The 16617-nt window shown below is 65.6% G+C and carries 15 protein-coding genes and 2 pseudogenes; 10 read left to right on the top strand and 7 right to left on the bottom strand.

What is annotated here, in order from left to right; all coding sequences use genetic code 11:
* The first annotated feature begins 1 nt into the window (after position 1).
* Positions 2-796, top strand: coding sequence for a protein-L-isoaspartate O-methyltransferase (locus YU9_RS0103615; RefSeq protein WP_027571530.1), 795 nt, complete (start codon positions 2-4; stop codon positions 794-796).
* 94 nt (positions 797-890) lie between these two features.
* Positions 891-1838: a DUF6492 family protein gene (locus YU9_RS0103610; RefSeq protein WP_027571529.1), complete on the top strand. Its 948-nt coding sequence runs from the start codon at positions 891-893 to the stop codon at positions 1836-1838.
* Between the two features lie 3 nt (positions 1839-1841).
* Here YU9_RS0103610 and YU9_RS0103605 read toward each other — a convergent pair whose 3' ends face one another.
* On the bottom strand, positions 1842-2909 hold the full coding sequence (locus YU9_RS0103605; RefSeq protein WP_027571528.1) for an endo-1,4-beta-xylanase: 1068 nt from the start codon (positions 2907-2909) through the stop codon (positions 1842-1844).
* Between the two features lie 304 nt (positions 2910-3213).
* Between YU9_RS0103605 and YU9_RS0103600 the strand changes: the two genes are divergently transcribed.
* Both YU9_RS0103600 and YU9_RS0103595 read left to right on the top strand, forming a co-directional pair.
* Positions 3214-4650 (top strand): lipopolysaccharide biosynthesis protein, encoded by a 1437-nt coding sequence (locus YU9_RS0103600; protein WP_027571527.1) that lies wholly within the window; start codon positions 3214-3216, stop codon positions 4648-4650.
* A gap of 263 nt (positions 4651-4913) precedes the next feature.
* Positions 4914-6470, top strand: coding sequence for a L,D-transpeptidase (locus YU9_RS0103595; protein ID WP_027571526.1), 1557 nt, complete (start codon positions 4914-4916; stop codon positions 6468-6470).
* Positions 6471-6499: 29 nt separating this feature from the next.
* Here the strand turns inward: YU9_RS0103595 and YU9_RS0103590 are convergent, their stop codons facing one another.
* A complete protein-coding gene (locus tag YU9_RS0103590) occupies positions 6500-7312 on the bottom strand; it encodes a class I SAM-dependent methyltransferase (RefSeq protein WP_027571525.1) in 813 nt (270 codons plus the stop codon).
* 55 nt (positions 7313-7367) lie between these two features.
* Between YU9_RS0103590 and YU9_RS49750 the strand changes: the two are divergent.
* A pseudogene (locus YU9_RS49750) lies at positions 7368-7483 on the top strand (oxidoreductase); the annotation flags it as partial.
* Between the two features lie 23 nt (positions 7484-7506).
* Here YU9_RS49750 and YU9_RS0103585 read toward each other — a convergent pair.
* From YU9_RS0103585 to YU9_RS0103570, 4 genes are read right to left on the bottom strand one after another with little or no spacing between them, the layout of a single operon-like run.
* Positions 7507-8016 carry a DoxX family protein gene (locus YU9_RS0103585; protein WP_027571524.1) on the bottom strand — a complete coding sequence of 170 codons (510 nt, stop codon included), beginning with the start codon at positions 8014-8016 and terminating at the stop codon, positions 7507-7509.
* Entirely contained in the window at positions 8013-8795 is a 783-nt protein-coding gene (locus tag YU9_RS0103580) for a DNA-binding domain-containing protein (protein ID WP_027571523.1), read from the bottom strand. The genes YU9_RS0103585 and YU9_RS0103580 overlap by 4 nt, the downstream gene beginning before the upstream one ends.
* Positions 8785-9702: a DUF692 domain-containing protein gene (locus tag YU9_RS0103575; RefSeq protein WP_027571522.1), complete on the bottom strand. Its 918-nt coding sequence runs from the start codon at positions 9700-9702 to the stop codon at positions 8785-8787. The genes YU9_RS0103580 and YU9_RS0103575 overlap by 11 nt, the downstream gene beginning before the upstream one ends.
* A 57-nt stretch (positions 9703-9759) precedes the next feature.
* Positions 9760-10065 (bottom strand): DUF2282 domain-containing protein, encoded by a 306-nt coding sequence (locus tag YU9_RS0103570; protein WP_027571521.1) that lies wholly within the window; start codon positions 10063-10065, stop codon positions 9760-9762.
* 308 nt (positions 10066-10373) lie between these two features.
* Between YU9_RS0103570 and YU9_RS40930 the strand changes: the two are divergent.
* From YU9_RS40930 to YU9_RS0103555, 3 genes and pseudogenes are all read left to right on the top strand, one after another.
* A pseudogene (locus tag YU9_RS40930) lies at positions 10374-12463 on the top strand (adenylate/guanylate cyclase domain-containing protein).
* Between the two features lie 61 nt (positions 12464-12524).
* Positions 12525-13109, top strand: a complete 585-nt coding sequence (locus YU9_RS0103560; RefSeq protein ID WP_027571520.1) for a HutD family protein — start codon at positions 12525-12527, stop codon at positions 13107-13109.
* A 92-nt stretch (positions 13110-13201) separates the two neighbouring features.
* A complete protein-coding gene (locus YU9_RS0103555; RefSeq protein ID WP_027571519.1) occupies positions 13202-14392 on the top strand; it encodes an adenylate/guanylate cyclase domain-containing protein in 1191 nt (396 codons plus the stop codon).
* 285 nt (positions 14393-14677) lie between these two features.
* On the opposite strand, the gene YU9_RS40925 is transcribed toward YU9_RS0103555, so the two are convergent.
* Positions 14678-14884: a hypothetical protein gene (locus tag YU9_RS40925; RefSeq protein WP_036016910.1), complete on the bottom strand. Its 207-nt coding sequence runs from the start codon at positions 14882-14884 to the stop codon at positions 14678-14680.
* 238 nt (positions 14885-15122) lie between these two features.
* Between YU9_RS40925 and YU9_RS0103545 the strand changes: the two genes are divergently transcribed.
* Positions 15123-15347 (top strand): hypothetical protein, encoded by a 225-nt coding sequence (locus tag YU9_RS0103545; RefSeq protein ID WP_051380329.1) that lies wholly within the window; start codon positions 15123-15125, stop codon positions 15345-15347.
* 135 nt (positions 15348-15482) lie between these two features.
* A complete protein-coding gene (locus YU9_RS0103540) occupies positions 15483-16280 on the top strand; it encodes an adenylate/guanylate cyclase domain-containing protein (RefSeq protein WP_027571517.1) in 798 nt (265 codons plus the stop codon).
* The last annotated feature ends 337 nt before the right edge of the window (positions 16281-16617 follow it).

Raw genomic sequence — 16617 nt, 5'->3', positions numbered from 1 at the left:
CATGAGCGATCTTGCCGCCGCGCGTGCGCGCTATGTGGAGTTGATTGCCAGGCGCGAGCGGATTGTCTCAAAACGCCTGCTCGACGCGCTTGCCACGGTTCCGCGCGAGGATTTTCTGCCAAGGGGACCCTGGCGCATCAAGAGCGAGACGGCGCGCAGCTATCGCCTGACGCGCAACGCAGATCCCGTTCATCTCTACGACAATGTGCTGGTCGCGATTGACGCACGCCGCAAGCTCGACACCGGCCTGCCGAGCCTGTGGGCGCATTTCATCGACCTGCTCGACATCAGGGAGAAGGACCGCGTCGTGCAGATCGGCTGCGGACTGGGTTACTTCTCCGCGGTGCTGTCGAAGATGGTTGGCCCAAAGGGCAGCGTCCATGCGATCGAATGCGACGAGCGGCTTGCGGCCCGAGCGGCGAGCTGCTTGCACGGCTATGGTAACGTCAGGGTCGTCGACGGCGACGGATGCAGGGACGTCGGCGAACCCGCCGACGTGATCATCGTGCATGCCGGCTTCTCGCAGCCGCACCCGCTCTGGCTAGAGGCGCTCCGTCCGCGCGGCCGCCTGCTGGTGCCGCTGACCCAGCGGGACCGCGAGGGCGCGGCGATCAAGATCACGCGCAAGGGCAGGGGGTTCGAGGCCGAGGCGGTGCAGCAGATCCGGATCTTCCCCGGTCTCGGCCGCGGCGTGACCGCGCTCGACGACCGCGTCGCCGACTGGTGGCAGCGCGCCTCAGCCCTGGCACCGCTGCGCTTTCGCCGGATCGAGCAGGGGCTGCCGTCGGATGGTTAATACTTCGTTTCATTTTACCTTGATTGGGATAGCAAGTTTCCAACGTCCGCCATTGCGGCTATGAGTGCCGCCTGATCGCCATTCGAGCGCGCCCATGCATTCCGTTGCCCTGCTGACTGCCAGCTACGCCAAGGACATCGAACGCTTTTCGCTGCTCAGCGAGAGCATCGATGCCTGGCTGACGGGCTACACGCGGCATTATGTTCTCGTTAACGATGAGGACGTGCCGCTGTTCGCGCGGTTCGCCTCCGACAAGAGGGTCATCGTCCCGGCCTCGCGCTATTTGCCGAGATGGTTGTTTGCGCTGCCGCCGGCCCTCCAGTTCGGTAACCGGCGCGTCTGGCTGTCGCTGCTGTCGTCACCGGTGCACGGCTGGCACATCCAGCAGATCCTGAAGATCGCCGGCGTCCTCAACACGCCGGAGCAGCGCGTCTGCATCCTGGATTCGGACAATCTGTTCTTCCGCGAATTCGACGTCGGCCAATATGCCGGCGCCGAGAAGACGCCGCTGTTCGTCACGCGCAAGGCGATCGGCGCCGACCACCCGCTGCATGGCCTCTGGCTCCGCACCGTCGATCAGCTTCTGGGTAGCAAGGAGCGCTCGTTCCCGGCGGACGATTATGTCGGCAACGCGCTGGTCTGGGACAAGGACACAGCCCGTGCGATGACAGACGCCATTAGGTCGGCGACCGGCTTGAGCTGGGCTCTGGCACTGTGCCGGAAGAAAAAATTCTCCGAATATCTGCTTTACGGAAACTTCGTCGCGACCTCGCCGGAACATCTGGCGAGACATCGGATCACCGAAGACAGCATCGCGGTCTCGCACTGGGACGACACCCCCCTCGACCGCCCCGCCATTGAAGCGATGATGCGCACGGCCTCGCCCGAGCAGGTCGCGCTTTGCATCCAGTCCTATTCGTCGACCTCGATCGACGACATCCGCGACGTGTTCCGTCTCTCCTCACGCGATCGTCGCAGCCCGAGCCTGGCTCCCGATCACACCGGAGATGCGGCGGCGTTCGAGGCGCCCAAGACACGCTAGTCTTCAAGCGTCCTTCGTGAACTTGCTGATGACGTCCATGAACGGCTTCGGCTTGAACTCGCCGTCGAGCGGCAGGGGGCGGTTCGGCTGCTTGTCCGCGCGGGCAAAGGTGCCGTTGATCCAGCTGTAGCGATCCGAAAGGCCCCAGGTCAGGATCGAGCGCACCGGGCCGCTGGTTGAAACGGCCGTCAGCAGATCGTCGACGCGCTTGGCAACGATGGCGTCGCGCTCTGCCGGATTGCCCGTCAGCTTCTGGTCGTCGACGTCGAGCTCGGTGACGAGCACCTCGAGTCCCCAGGAACGCAGCTCGGTCACGAATTCGGCGAGTCCGTGCGTATCGATCTCGAGCTCGGCGTGCAGATGCGATTGCAGCCCGACGGCGTGGAGCGGCACGCCCTGGTCGAGCAGATCCATGATGAGGTTGCGATAGGCCGCTCGCTTGGCGATGAATGAATCTTTCGCCGACTCGATGTCATATTCGTTGATCGCGAGCTTGACGAAGGGATCGGCCGCAGCCGCGGCGCGGAAGGCCAACGGAATCCAGCGGTCGCCGAGATGCTGCGTCCAGAACGTGTCGCGCCGGTCTTTCGGGCTGCGCGGGTTATCCGGAATCGGCTCGTTGACGACATCCCACGACGTCAGTTTGTCCTTGTAGTAGGAGACGACGGTGCCGATGTGGTCGAGATAGGCGCGCTCGACGCCGCGGGTGCTCTTGATCTGCTTGGTCCAGTCCGGAATGTCATGATACCAGGCGAGCGCGTGGCCACGCATCGTCAGATCGTTGTCTTGCGCGAAATCCAGGATCGCGTCGGCGCGCTCGAATGCGAACGTATGGGCGTCCGGCCGCAGCATCGGCCATTTCAGCTCGAGCACCGGCACCACCTGCGTGCAATAGGTGCTGATGGCCTCGCCGAGCCGCGGGTCGGCTTGCAGGTCCCAGAGCGTGGCCGCAGCGCCAAAGCCGGGACGGCGCTGGGCGCGTTTCGACGCCGGCACCGCGGACGCAGAAGCGCCCGCCGCGAGCGCTGCGGCGCTGCCGAGGAGAAATTCGCGTCTGTCGAGCCTGGTCACGGCAGTCCTCAATCGAGCCAACGCGGCACCGTACCAAGCGGCGCCTTGCGACGCCGGGGTTTTGCCTTGTTGGGTTAACCTCTGCCGTCCGCAAGTCATGGTTTCGTTCCATGATCAGGTCTTGCCGCCTAGGGAAGGGCAAATTTAACGCTAACGCGCGAAAGCGGCTTCACAGCCGCATTCGTCGCCCGATCTGCAGACTTATGTGACACTCTTGAGCGATGCTGCGGCGCAGTTCGTTCGCCAAGGTCCCATTGATTAACGGCCGTCATAATCGCAAGACCGCTGCCGGTCCCGTGCTCGCATGCTGAACCGCCATTTCTCGATCTATCTGGTCGCCTATATCCTGCCTGCGGCGGTGGGCTTCTTCGCTGTCACGGCCTATACGCGGCTCCTGAGCCCGGCTGAGTACGGCATCTATGTCGTCGGCATCAGCCTTGCGGGCATTCTGGGCGCGATCTTCTTCGCCTGGATCAAGCTGTCGGTGTCGCGCTATCAGGCGATGTCGGCGGAGGTCGATTTTCGCGGCACGGCGATGGTCGCCTTTGCCCTCACGGTCGCGGTGCTTTGCGCCACCACACCGCTGGTCTTCCTGTTCCGCAGCGACATCAGTGTCGAGCTGCTGCTCGCCAGCATGTTCGTCGCGATCATGGCCAACGGGGTCGATGTCGGCCAGGAGTTCGAGCGCGCCAAATTGCGGCCCTATCGGTTCGCGGCGATCTCGATCGTGCGCAGCGTCTCCAGCGTCGGCTTCGGTCTGCTCGGCATCTGGTTCGGCTGGGGTGGATTGGGGCTGCTGGCCGCGTTTGGTCTGGGATCGCTCGCCGGCATCATCCTGAACCTCGCAGGCGACCGCACCAGGATCGCGCGCTTCCAGCGCAGCCAGTTCATGCAGCTGGCGCGCTACGGCCTGCCGCTGACCTTGGCAGGATTGTCGGTTGCGGTCTATTCGGCCTGCGACCGGCTCATTGTCGCCTATTTGCTTGGCAAGGACGCTGCCGGCATCTTCGGCGTTGCCGCCGATCTGCCGCGCCAGTTCATGGTGATGATTGCATCAAGCGTCGCCGCGGCGACCGTGCCGCTGGTGTTCCGGTCATTGTCCGAGAACAGCAACGAGACGACGCGCGAGCGGCTGACCGAAAGTCTCGAGCTCCTGCTGGTCGTCGTGGCACCCGTTGCGGTCTGGCTCGCGCTTGCGGCGGACCAGGTCGCCGGCACGCTCGTCGGCATCGACTTCCGCGCCGGCGTCTCGGCGCTGCTGCCGACGCTGGTGCTCGCGCGGCTTTTCGGTATCGCCAATCAGTTCTACGTGCAGATCAGCTTCCAGCTCGCCGAGCGACCGTTCATGCTGGCGGCGCAATCCTTTCTCACGCTGGTGATCAGCGTGATCCTGATGTTCGCGCTGATCGGCGGTTACGGCCTTTACGGCGCGGCGCTGGCGACGCTGGCGACCGAGGCGATCGGCTTCCTCGTTGCCGTCGTCCTGATGCATCGGGCTCACCCGGTCCCGTTCGAGCTCAATCGCCTTGCCGGCATTGCCTTCTCCGCAGCGGTGATGGCGGCCGCGATTCTGGTTGCGCGCTCGCAAGCGGGCGGCACCGGCCTCGTGTCGCTCGTGATCGTCAGCCTTGCCGGCGGCTTTGCTTATGCGGTTGCGGCCTGGCTGCTGAATGTTGCGAACGTGCGAACCTTGTCGCTGCGATTCCTCCGCACGTTCAACCGCAAGGCGCTGGGCGTCTAGTTGCGCGCCGGTGGGCGTCGCCGTCACGCCCCCCGGGGCGGCTAACCGGACATTCTGCCGCAGCGATCGTGGCCAGCTTCACGCCAGCTTCGACCGGAGGCCGCCTTCCGCCTGTGGCAGCCGTCGTATATGAGTGATTTGTCGCGGGAACATGCCGAATCTCGCCACAGAGGGAACGTAAGGCGGCTGCGATTTCTTAATGCAATGATTCCAATCTGACACGTGATCGGCACAGGCGGACTGGCATTTCGACCGAGGATGACATGAAAAACCGACTGACGACGGCGCATTTCACCGTGGCGATGCGGCGTTGGAGGCCCGTCGGAATTGTGGCGCTGGCCGCGATGGCCGCATTGACTGCGGCGGCCCCGGCGACCGCCGCCAAGCAGCCGCGCCAGGTGACCGAGGCGGTGGCGCCACGTGTCGCCGGCGAGCCGATCATGGCGATCGTGTCGATCAAGAGCCAGCAGGTCACTTTCTACGATGCCGACGGCTGGATCCTGCGCGCGCCGGTGTCGACCGGCACCACGGGACGCGAGACGCCGGCCGGCGTCTTCGCCATCATCGAGAAGGACAAGGATCACCGCTCGACCATGTATGACGATGCCTGGATGCCGAACATGCAGCGCATCACCTGGAATGGCATCGCCCTCCATGGCGGACCACTGCCCGGCTATGCCGCCTCGCACGGCTGCGTGCGCATGCCGTTCGGCTTTGCCGAGAATCTGTTCGAGAAGACCAATATCGGGATGCGGGTGATCATCTCGCCGTACGACACGGTCCCGACCGACTTTTCTCACCCCTCGCTGTTCGTGCCGAAGCCGGAGGCCATCGCGGCCGTGCCGAGCCGGGCCGACAAGCTCTCCGCCGAGGCCGACGAAGCCACAAGGGCTGCCGACGAGGCCAAGAAGGCTGCTTCCGCTGCCGCGAAGGAAGCTGCCTCGCTCCCCGCCGCGCTGCGCAAGCTGGAACAGCAGAAGGCCCGTGCAGATGCCGAGCTCGCTTTCGCCGACAAGATGCTTGCGAACGCCAAGAACGATCAGGCCCGCGCCAAGGCCGAGGAGCTGAAGCAAAAGGCGGCAGCCAAGGCCGCGGACGCGGCGACGCAGCTCGACGCCGCCAGGGCCGCCGCGCAGCCGAAGCGCGATGCCGTGGCCGCCACGAAGGAAGCCGCGAAGGCGGCCGCGGCCAGGAAAGCCGACGCCGTCAAGGCGGCGACCGACGCAAAGCTCGCGGGCGAGCCGGTCTCGGTTTACATCAGCCGCGCGACGCAGAAGCTTTACGTGCGGCGGAACACGCACAAGCCGGCGCCCGACGGCGGCGGCGAGGTGTTCGACACCAGCATCGAGGTTCCCGTCACGATCCGCAATCCCGACCAGCCGCTCGGCACGCATATCTTCACGGCGATGGCGAAGACCGCTACGGGCCTGCGCTGGAGCGTGGTCACGATCGAAAACGGCGACGAGGCGCGCAATGCGCTCGACCGCGTCACGATCCCGCAGGACGTGTGGGATCGCATCGCGCCGACCGCGTTGCCGCGCTCCTCGATCATCATCTCGGATGAGCCGCTGAGCAGCGAGACCAATTACCGGACCGAGTTCGTCGCGGTGCTGAGCAACGAGCCGCAGGGCGGCTTCATCACGCGCAAGCCGACCGCGCCTGCCATGATCGCCAGCGATGACGGCTGGGACAACGGCGGCAACGGCTTCGGCTTCTTCTTCCAGCAGCGCGATCCGTACGTCCAGCCGGCCAACCCGCGCCGGCGCAGTCAATACCAGTATTATCAACCGGCGCAGCCGATGCAGCGGGGCTTTTGGTAAGGACGTGCTGCGTCGGTCGACGCCCGCAACTATGGGCGCGCCTCGATCACGATCGCCTGGATCTTGCCTTCGACCGGTCCGGACCCATGGCGCCTCCGGATCACCTCGGCAACGATATCGGTTGCAGCCTGGAGCTTGCTGGCATCCCTTGCCTCGATCTCGCTGCGCAGCGGCGTGCCCTGGCAGAGCGCGGTGGCGACATATTCGGCCGACGGCGCGCGGCTGATCTCAGGTCGGGTTTCAATCGATATGTCACGGAAGCCCGCTTGTTCGAGATCGTCTCTGATGACGGCCTGGTCGTAATAGCCGTGCGGCGTCCGAACCATGAAACGCGGCGGATCGTCGGGAAACAGCGTTTCGAGCGCGACCGTGGCTTCCTGCGTCAGCACATTGTCCTCGATGCGGTCCCAGACGTTGAAGACGAACGTGCCATCCGGCTTCATGACGCGCTTCACCTCTCCGTATGCCTTGATCCGGCCCGGAAAGAACATCGCGCCGAACTGGCAGCAGACCACGTCGAACTCGGCGTCGCCGAACGGCAGGGCCATTGCGTCAGCCTGGCGCCAGGTGATGCGGTCATCACCCGCCTGGCGCCGCGCGGCAACCGCGAGCATCGGCTCATTGAGATCGGTCGCGACGTAGCGGATGCCGCGCGGCAGCGCCGCCGCCACGGCGCGCGTCACCGCGCCGGTGCCTGCCGCGATCTCCAGCAGCACGGAGGGAGAGCGAGCGGCGACGCGTCTTGCGATGTCGTCGGCGTAAACGGCGAAGATCATCGGGACGAGATATTCGTCGTAGATTCCTGGGATCGAGCCGGCGAAAACCTTGTCAGTCGCGGACATGCTTGCCTCGCTGAACTCTGTGACGGGTCGGCGATGCCGATCATGTCTCATTTCGCCCTCGCGCGGCAAGGGTCCTATTCCGTTCGGGTGGCAGCGACAGCGTGGGAGATCGCCTATGCCGTGCTATCGGACGAGAGCGTCTACGTCACCGCACAGACGCTCGCGGTGGATCCGCGCTACGGACTTGCGCGTGCCTATCGCGCGTGCGATCGCGCGCGACAGATCAGATGGTCGAGCGAGATGTTCCCAGGTCCGTAAGCCATGAGGGCAAGTGCCATCGCCGCCCAGGTGAGGTGAATCGGCCAGCCGTCGGGCACCGTGAGCTCGACGATGACAGTCATGAACAGCAGCCCGAGCGCTGCGAACCGAGTGCCCAGTCCCAGCACCAGCAGGATCGGGAACATGATCTCGCCGGAGCCCGACAGGAACGCCATCACCGTCGGTGCCGGAAAGTGATACGGCCCGCCCGGCAGATGCAGCATGAACTCGTCGCTGAACAGCGCCACCGCCGTGTCGTTGAGCTTGAGGAAGCCGCCCCATTTGAGCATGCCCGAGCGCCAGAACGGCACGGCCAGCGCGAGGCGCAGCACGAGCTGGACGAGCGACGGCGTCGCGAGCGTCTGCACCAGATGATTGGCCCTGTCGAGGAGCGCGCCGGGCGACGGCAGGCCGCTGTCGGTGCTCATGTGGTGGTCCGTGATCATGATGGGTCTCCGCAAGAGAGCGAGGTGAAGGCGCCGGCTTCGATCAGCCCGGCGATGTTCGCGGCGATGTCGAATTCGCTTGCAGCCTCCAGCGCCAGCGCCGCGGCCTCGCCGAGTGGCCGCCCTGAGATAAGGCTGTCTGCGAAGACCGCGCCGCCGGGCGGAAGGCGGCGCACGGTGACGTCGAATTCGCCTCGTGTGATCAGGGCATCCTCCGGCGTCGAGGCATCGATGCGCATGACCGGTGCGCCGTCGCGATTGGCGGCAAAGATTGTCACGGCCGCGTATTGAGAACGCAGGCATCGCGCGGCCGGGTGCGGAATGAACACCAGATCGGCCAAACGGTCGGGTGTCACCGCCGAGAGCCGGGCCGGCGACAGCGGCACGGCGTCGGCGGCGTGATAGGCATCGAGCCAGGCCCGCTCGATACGCGCGACGTCGGCGAGCCAGGGCATTTCTCGCGCATGCTCGTACTGCGCAATGAACTCCGGGAAATCGCGGCCGTATTCGAACAGCAGCGGCGACGTCGGCGGATTGCTGCGCACATGGAAGCGCGCCATGGCACGGAAGAAGTCGGTGCCGGTAATGCGCTGCACGGCAGGATAGATCGCGGCGAGCGCGTCGATCAGGCTGACCGTGACGTTGTTGCGGTAGACGTCGTAGCGCCGGTTTGCGGCCTTGCCGCTTGGGCCGGTCACGATATCGGGCGTGCTGCGCGCCGGATCCAGCAGCGCCGGCGCGAACGAAGCGGCGAAAGACAAGCCGGATTCAGGCAGCATGACGGTCTCCTGCCATTGCTGTGGACTGATGACGGTCGAGGATCGCCTGTGCGGCAGCGGCCTCCGCTTGCAGCACCGGCCAGTCCGGAATCCTGCTGTCCCATTCGATCAGCGTCGGCACCGCGCCGCGGCGCCGGATCACGACTTCATAAAGTTTCCAGACGGCGTCGGCGACCGGGCCGTCGTGGCTGTCGATCAACAGCAGGTCACCTTCGTCGTCGGCCTGCTCGGCATGCCCCGCAAGATGAATCTCTCCGACGCGCGACAGCGGGAAGTCCGCGAGGTAATCGAGCGCCGAGTATCCCTGATTGCTGGCGGAGACGAACACATTGTTGACGTCGAGCAGCAGGCCGCAGCCGGTGCGCTCTGCAATTGCGCGGATGAATTCGGTCTCGCGCATCGACGATTCTCGGAAGGCGACATAGGTCGAGGGGTTTTCCAACAGCAGCGGACGGCGGATCGCCTCCTGCACCTGATCGATGTGATCGCAGACGCAAGCCAGCGTCGCTTGCGTATAGGGCAGGGGCAACAGATCGTTGAAGAAGCTGGTCTCATGCGTCGACCAGGCGAGATGCTCGGACACCAGCGCCGGCTGATAGCGCGCGACGAGGCCGCGAAAGCGTGCCAGATGCGCCTTGTCGAGCGGCCGGGGGCCGCCGATCGACATGCAGACGCCATGCAGCGACAGCGGATGGTCGCGGCGGATCGTCTCCAGCGTACGATGCGGCGGGCCGCCGGCGCCCATGTAGTTCTCGGCGTGGACTTCGAAAAAGCCGCGCCGAGGTCCGCCCTCGAGGATCGCCGGAAGGTGCTCGGGCTTGAAGCTCGTCCCGGCAACGCCGCCGATGGGCGTTGCGAAGCGGAGCGGCATCGCTGCTGGTGGGACCGGCTTGAACACCGTGCTCATCGTGCTGCTCCGTTCGTGTGTCTCCGTTCGTGTGTCCTGGCGATGTCGCGCCGGCCGTCAGACCGGCTTCAGCGAGCCCTTCTTGCCGCCCGGCAGCTCGATGCTGGTGCAGGTGCCGCCCTGCACGAATTTCCAGGCGTTACCCTGGAAATCGACGGTCGAGGTGCCTTGGCAGGTCGTGCCGGGTCCCGCCGCGCAATCGTTCTGGCCCTTCAGCGCGACGCCGAAGCACTTCTCCTTCTTGGCAGCGACGGCGGCATCGGCTTCGGCCTTGGTCAGGGGGGCGGCGGAGGCAAGGGTCGCGAGCGCGGTCGACATCGCGCCGGCGAGGACGAGGGAGGTAACGACATGTTTGGAAGACATCGAGGTTCTCCTGTTCGAGATGGCATCGCCCGACAGGGGATGCGCATGATCTCCTTCGCTCCGCGCGCCGCCCGCGTTACTGCCAGGCTGCTCACGAATCCGTGAGACCGATTGGATCGGGCGCACGAGCGGTGCGCTTGGGCCGGGATTAGCGGGCAAGCGTCGGCGCAAAGCCAATGCCCAGCTTCTATCGAGACGTTAGCCTCCGGGCATTGGCGACCGGCGTCCGTTCCTGCCAGACGTAACGAACGAGCGCCGGCGGCGTAAGGCAATGTCAGTGACCCAACGAGGCGCAGGCGAAGACAGCGATGAAGGTCGATCCCGAACGACGGCTTCATGCGATCGCAGGGCTGACGGTCAGCATCCGCCTTGCGGTGTCCGCGCTGGTGCTGGCCGCGATCCTGCTGACCGCCGCGCTCTCCAGCCTGCTGTGGTGGCGCACGGCGGAGGCGACCAGCCGGCAGCTCGCCTCGACCATCAACGAGCAGATCGTGGCGGCGGTGCGCAAGGAGGTCTCGGCCATCGTCGACGAGGCGCGCGCCGCCCACACCGCGATCCGCACGCTGTTCCTCCAGAACGTGCTCGACACCCGCGAGGCCGACAAGCGCGAGTTCGTCTTTCTCTCGCAATTGCAGTCGCAGGCGACGATTTCCTGGGTGGCGTTCGGTTGGCCTGACGGCTCCTTCTTCGCCGCGCACAAGCTCGGCGATCGGCGTCTGGAAATGATGGAGATCTCGCTCACGGATCATCAAGGCCAGCGCCGCGTCGACGAATATGACGTGGTGCCCGGCGACATCGAGTTCGCCAACCGCCGCTTCGAGCCGACCTCTTTCCATGTCGCCGACCAGGCCTGGTTCAAGGCCGGGCTCAGCGCGGACGACCCGCAATGGTTCAGGGTCATCGACCATGCGACCGGCGAGCGGCCGTCGATCGCCTTTGCCGGCCCGATCGACGTCTATCAGGAGCGGCAGGGCGTGCTTGCCGTCATCATCGAATACACCAGGCTTGCGCGGTTCCTGTCGCAGCTCGAGGTCGGACGCACCGGCACCGCCTTCATCGTCGATGGCAGCGGCGAGCTCGTTGCGGCGCCGGACAAGGAGGCCGACGAGCTGCACCCTGCGCGCGGCGACACGACGCTGCTGCCGCTCGCGCGCCTCGCACTCGAAAAGGCGGGTGAGGCCGGCCACAAGGAGGCCTGGCGGAGCCAGCTGACGTCAGGCGGCGCGGCCTATGAGGTTGCGCTGACGCCGCTGCCGTTTCCCGGCTGGTCGCTCGCGACCGTGATTCCGGAGGCTGAATTTCTCGGGCCGGTCGAGACGACGTTGCACCGCCTGATCCTTGGTCTTGCCATCGGCGCTGTGCTCGCGGCGCTGGCCTCGGCGATGCTGGCGCGGTCGGTCATCGCCGCGCCGCTGTCGCGCGTCGTCGGCGAGCTTCGCCATGTCGAGGCCTTCGCGCTGGAGCAGGTCCGCCGCCATCCCTCGCGGCTCAAGGAGATCGCGAGCCTGTCCGGTGCGATCGCCGAGATGGCGGCCGGCCTCTCCGCCTTCCGCAAGTTCATCCCTGCGGATCTCGTCCGCGGCCTGCTGCGCCAGGGCGTCGAGGCGAGGCCCGGCGGCAGCGTCCAGGAGCTCAGCGTGATGTTCATCGACATTGCCGGCTTCACCGGGCTGTCGGAGCGGCTCGGCGATCGCGTGGTGCCGCTGCTGTCGCGCTATCTCGACCTCACCTCGGAGATCATCGTCGCCAATGGCGGGACCATCGACAAGTTCATCGGCGACGCCGTGATGGCGTTCTGGGGCGCGCCGCAGCCGCAAGCCGATCACGCCGCGCGATGCTGCCGCGCGGCGCTCGCCTGCCGCAGGGCGGTCGACGAGTCGGGCCTCGTGGACGATCTCGGTCAGCCGCTCCAGATCCGGATCGGCATCAATTCGGGCCGCATGCTGGTCGGCAATATCGGTTCGGAGCTGCGGCTGAATTACACCGTGATCGGCGATGCCGTGAACGTTGCGAGCCGGCTCGAAGGCGCCAATAAATCCTATGGCACGCAAATCCTGATCGGCGCGGCGACCGAATGTCTGGCGCGCGGCACGCTCATCACGCGCGAAATCGACAGCGTCGCAGTCTACGGACGCGAGGAGGGACTCTCCGTTCACGAGCTGATCGGGATGGTGAATGATGACGCAAGCGAAGGCGGCCCCTGGATCGAGGACTACGAGCGCGGCCTTGCCTTCTATCGCGCAGGCCGGTTTGCAGCGGCGCTCGCCGATTTCGAAGCCGTGTTGAAGCAGCGCGGCCACGATCGTCCGGCCGAGCTGATGCGGGACCGCTGCCAGCAGCTCGCTGCAGCCGCGCCCGACGTCATTGGCGGCCGGTGGCAGCATTGACGTCGAAATAGCGATATCATCCGGGCCACAAACTCGGGTACAAACCCCGACGTTCCCGGACGACCTCGAGACATGAAAATCACGCTGCTCAAACCCGAAAACTACACCCGTTCGCCCTGGAAGAACGGCGGCGGCATCTTCACCGATATTGCGGACGCTCATCGGGCCGATGCGCCGCAGAAGAGCTGGGACAGCCTGCTCTGGCGCTTTGCCTCGACGCCGATCGTCGCGCCCGGTCCCTTCTCCCATATGCCGGGCATCGATCGCTTGCAGATGGTCGTCGACGGGCGTGGGCTGGTGCTGAAGTCGCCGACGCAGGAATTCGACGAACGTGAAGCTTTTACGACCGTACGCTTCGCCGGCGAGCTCGAGATCGTGACCGAGCTCGAGGCCGGTCCCGTCGAGGTCGTGAACCTGATGGCGCGGCGCGGTGCGGCGGAGATCGATCTCGTCGCGCTGAGGGAGCCCGTCGGCCGGCGGCTCGCCGCCGGCGCGCATCTGGTTTACGCCCCCCGCGGCGAATGCCGCATCCGTCTCGACAATGAGGACCTTGCGATTCCCCGCAACGGCACGCTGAAAGTCGAACTGGCCGGACCATCGCAGCTCGCGCTCGTGTCGGGCCTGGCGGTGCTGGGATCGATCCGGCTCCTCGGCTAGCTGCGCACAATCCGTGCAACTGGCTAGGTTGACGCCGCCCGGCCGGAGCACGATATCTGCTTCGCGATAGGCTGCAGCTCGAGGGGAAGGATATGAACGTGCCAGACAACCATGCCCCCATGCAGGCCGACGGCGTCGTCGACTGGCTGACCAACGGCACGCGCGACGAGCGCTTTCTCGACATCATCTTCGCGCAGATGTGCATCCGCCTGCAGCAAGCGGGCATTCCGGTGCAGCGCGCGACGCTTCACATTCTGATCCACCACCCGCAATGGCTGGGGGCCCGCATGATGTGGTCCGACGGGATGCGCGAGGCGGAGATCGCGCGGGTCGACTATGACGTGCGCGAGCGGTCCGAATATATCGGCAGCCCCGCCAACGAGATCCACGACGGCGCCGCCGAGGTGCGCGAGCGGCTCGAGCAGGATTCTTCGCTCGGCCGCAAGCACGCCCTCTATGACGAGATGCGGGCCAAGGGCCTCACCGATTATGTCGCCTGGCCGCTCTACCATACGCTCGGCAAGCGGCACATCGTCACTTTCGCGACCGATCGGCCCGGCGGTTTCGACGATGGCGATATCGCCGGCCTTAAGAAGTTGTTGCCGGTGCTGGCGCTGGTCAGCGAGATCCGCGTCAAGAACCGCCTGGCGCGCACGCTGCTGGAGACCTATGTCGGCTCCCATGCCGGCGAGCTGATCCTTGCCGGCGCCACAAGGCGCGGCAGCGGCACGACGGTGCGCGCCGCGATCATGATCTGCGACCTCAGGGATTTCACCAAGATTTCCGACAACTGGCCGCGCGACGACGTCATCGACCTGCTCAACGACTATTTCGACGCGATGTCGGAGCCGATTGCACGGCACGGCGGCGAGATCCTGAAATTCATCGGCGACGGACTGCTCGCCATCTTCCCTCTTCATGCGCCCAACGCCTGCGCCAATCTGCTGCATGCCGTGGCCGAGGCCCGCAAGGCCATGGTCGCGCTGAACGAACGGAACAGCGCGACCGGCCGCGCGCCGCTGAACTACGGCATCGGCGTTCATGTCGGCGATGTCATGTACGGCAATATCGGATCATCGAGCCGGCTCGACTTCACCGTGATCGGCCCGGCCGTCAACATGGCTTCCCGCCTCGAGGCGCTGACCAAGAAGCTCGGCAGGAACGTGCTGCTGTCACGCGATTTCGCCGAGCTGGTGGAGAAGCAGTTCGGGCTGGAGCATGTCGGCAGGCACGAGGTGCGCGGCTTCAGCGATCCGATCGAGCTGTTTGCGTATCAGGGGTGAGGGCAGGGCTAAAGCGGGATGGCTTTAGGTTGAATCGATTGCTGTGGCTCATTCACCTCTCCCGCTTGCGGGAGAGGTCGGCGCGAAGCGACGGGTGAGGGCTTTCTCCTCTTGGGGATTGTCCCATTGTGGAAGCACCCTCTCCCGCAAGCGGGAGAAGGAGCGCACCTCCGTCGTTGCAGCAATCAAGCCTCATTTCATCATGCTATCCCCGGGGCGCTCCGAAAACACGCGTGATGGCCCGATCGTTGCTAGGAAAATGAAGTCTTCCTCGACGGAGCAAGGTCAAGCGCCGCCAATCGCCCGGACGACGGTCCCACTTCCGCCGCAGGTAGCGCAGGGGGCGCCGTCGATGCGCCCCTTGCCGTGACAGTCGGGACAGACGTCTTCGCCGGTGCCGATGGTTCCGGGCGGGGCTTCATCGCCAGGATTGAGCGTTGGCTGGATCGCGGTCCTTGCGTCCTGCGTCTGGGAAGCCTTGGTCTTGGTCATCTGCGCCTCCTCGAAAAGAGCGCAACGCGCCGTGCCGCAGGAAGTGCCAATCGAAGCTCGCGGCGCCGCAGTCAACGGAACCGCGCTGCCTGTTCCACCCATGTCTCGACCGCCCCTGTACCGTGCCGCGCGTCGTGCGGATGCGCAATTGAGGTCGGCTTGGTGAAAGAGATTACCGCGCAGGACTCGTAAGCTGATTTCGTTGGCGGCTGCCCCCAGAGAACCGTGCGAGGATCCCATGACGCTCCAGATGTCACGACGAGGCAAGCAATACATGGAAACGGCGCAGAGCCTGCTCCGTGCAGCGCGGAGCATGACCGACGAGGTGGTTGCGACCCGGCTGCAGCTGCTGGCCGATGATTATCAGCGGCGCGCCGAAAAGGCCTCGAGCGCCGATGCCGCCGAATCGGTGACGCGCTCGGCCGCAAGAGCGGAATACGACTGGTCGACGGAGCTCGCGTGAGATGATCAGGATCATCGCCGTGCTCTGCAGCCTGTCGTCGCCGAAAAACTGCCGTGGGAGTCCGGTTGCCAATGCCGGGTTGTGCGACTAGGTTTTGCGCCAAGCTACGCGCAAACGGTCCTTGGCCGCACGTTCATGCCGAAATTCCTTCGCATCGGGGTCCATCAGTCGAACGTCTCCGGATACACGTCGAAGGCGTGGTGCGTCAGGCGCGTCGGCTCGGCAGTCTTCCTGAAGTGGGGCGCCGTGGAGGTGCACGGCGCCGGCGATGGGCGCAAGGTCTATTGGTCGCGTCTGCCGCAGGAGAAGACAGTTCGTTGCGGCTCCGCGCAGCGCGCGCAGGACTACACAAAAGCCGCGATCGCGCGGCGCCGCAATCATCGCTATGAGCCGCTGACCGGACCGATCGCGAACCGGCGCCCATCGGCCGCACGCAGCGCGGAGCTCAAGCAGGCGCTCGCCACCATCCTGATCGTCGACATCGTCGGCTCGACCGCGAAGGCCGCCAAGCTCGGCGATGCGCGCTGGACCAAGGTGATGGGCCATTACTATGCCGCCGTCCGCAAGGAGCTGAAGACGTGTCGCGGCAAGGAGGTCGTGACCACCGGCGACGGCGTGCTGGCGACGTTCAGGAAGCCCGCCGCCGGCATCGCTTGCGCGACCGCGATCCAGAAAGCCGTGCGCACGCTGGGCCTCGAGATCCGGGTCGGCCTGCACGCCGGCGAATACACCATCAGCGGCGGCGAAATGGTCGGCCTCGCCTTCCACATCGGCACCCGCGTCGCGGCGAAGGCGCGCGCGGGAGAGGTGCTGTTGTCGAGCGCGGTGAAGGAGCTGATGACGGCGCAGTCCGCGATCAGCCTGAAGGATCACGGCGTGCACCGGCTGAAGGGGGTGCCGGAACGATGGAGGCTGTATAGGGTGGAGGGGTGAGGGGGCGTGCGGCAGCCTGCAGCGCCTTCAGCTTTCGAAAGGCGCGGCGTCGATGATGTCACAGGCGTTCGGAATCTCGCCCCGACTCGAGTTGCAGCCAGGCCGCCGCGGCGGCGCTGGCGCTCGGCCTTGTCGTGCTCATCGCCTGGAGCGTGCTGGGCGACCAAGTGGAAGCGCGGCTTGCGCATCGCCCGCTTGCTGATCGGCAGCTACGTCACCTCGCTCGACATGGCCGGGTGCTCGCTCACGTTAAGCCCTCTTGATCGTACCAATTCGTCTGCGAAGCGAGGCCCCTGGTGGGATTGCCGCTCGCTGACGAGGCGATGGTCGCCGGCCC

The sequence above is a fragment of the Bradyrhizobium sp. WSM1743 genome, from assembly GCF_000473065.1.
Classification (GTDB): Bacteria; Pseudomonadota; Alphaproteobacteria; order Rhizobiales; family Xanthobacteraceae; genus Bradyrhizobium.
The sequence above is the reverse complement of the archived record's forward strand: the minus strand, read 5'-3'. Positions and strand labels throughout refer to the sequence as shown.

What these genes read in the sequence shown, in the direction of transcription:
- YU9_RS0103545 (WP_051380329.1), top strand. Translation starts at nt 15,123, where the DNA reads ATGACGCTCCAGATGTCACGACGAGGCAAGCAATACATGGAAACGGCG.
- YU9_RS0103570 (WP_027571521.1), bottom strand. Translation starts at nt 10,065, where the DNA reads ATGTCTTCCAAACATGTCGTTACCTCCCTCGTCCTCGCCGGCGCGATG.
- YU9_RS0103615 (WP_027571530.1), top strand. Translation starts at nt 2, where the DNA reads ATGAGCGATCTTGCCGCCGCGCGTGCGCGCTATGTGGAGTTGATTGCC.
- YU9_RS0103555 (WP_027571519.1), top strand. Translation starts at nt 13,202, where the DNA reads ATGAACGTGCCAGACAACCATGCCCCCATGCAGGCCGACGGCGTCGTC.
- YU9_RS0103585 (WP_027571524.1), bottom strand. Translation starts at nt 8,016, where the DNA reads ATGATCACGGACCACCACATGAGCACCGACAGCGGCCTGCCGTCGCCC.
- YU9_RS0103575 (WP_027571522.1), bottom strand. Translation starts at nt 9,702, where the DNA reads ATGAGCACGGTGTTCAAGCCGGTCCCACCAGCAGCGATGCCGCTCCGC.
- YU9_RS0103600 (WP_027571527.1), top strand. Translation starts at nt 3,214, where the DNA reads ATGCTGAACCGCCATTTCTCGATCTATCTGGTCGCCTATATCCTGCCT.
- YU9_RS0103610 (WP_027571529.1), top strand. Translation starts at nt 891, where the DNA reads ATGCATTCCGTTGCCCTGCTGACTGCCAGCTACGCCAAGGACATCGAA.
- YU9_RS0103590 (WP_027571525.1), bottom strand. Translation starts at nt 7,312, where the DNA reads ATGTCCGCGACTGACAAGGTTTTCGCCGGCTCGATCCCAGGAATCTAC.
- YU9_RS0103540 (WP_027571517.1), top strand. Translation starts at nt 15,483, where the DNA reads ATGCCGAAATTCCTTCGCATCGGGGTCCATCAGTCGAACGTCTCCGGA.
- YU9_RS40925 (WP_036016910.1), bottom strand. Translation starts at nt 14,884, where the DNA reads ATGACCAAGACCAAGGCTTCCCAGACGCAGGACGCAAGGACCGCGATC.
- YU9_RS0103560 (WP_027571520.1), top strand. Translation starts at nt 12,525, where the DNA reads ATGAAAATCACGCTGCTCAAACCCGAAAACTACACCCGTTCGCCCTGG.
- YU9_RS0103595 (WP_027571526.1), top strand. Translation starts at nt 4,914, where the DNA reads ATGAAAAACCGACTGACGACGGCGCATTTCACCGTGGCGATGCGGCGT.
- YU9_RS0103580 (WP_027571523.1), bottom strand. Translation starts at nt 8,795, where the DNA reads ATGCTGCCTGAATCCGGCTTGTCTTTCGCCGCTTCGTTCGCGCCGGCG.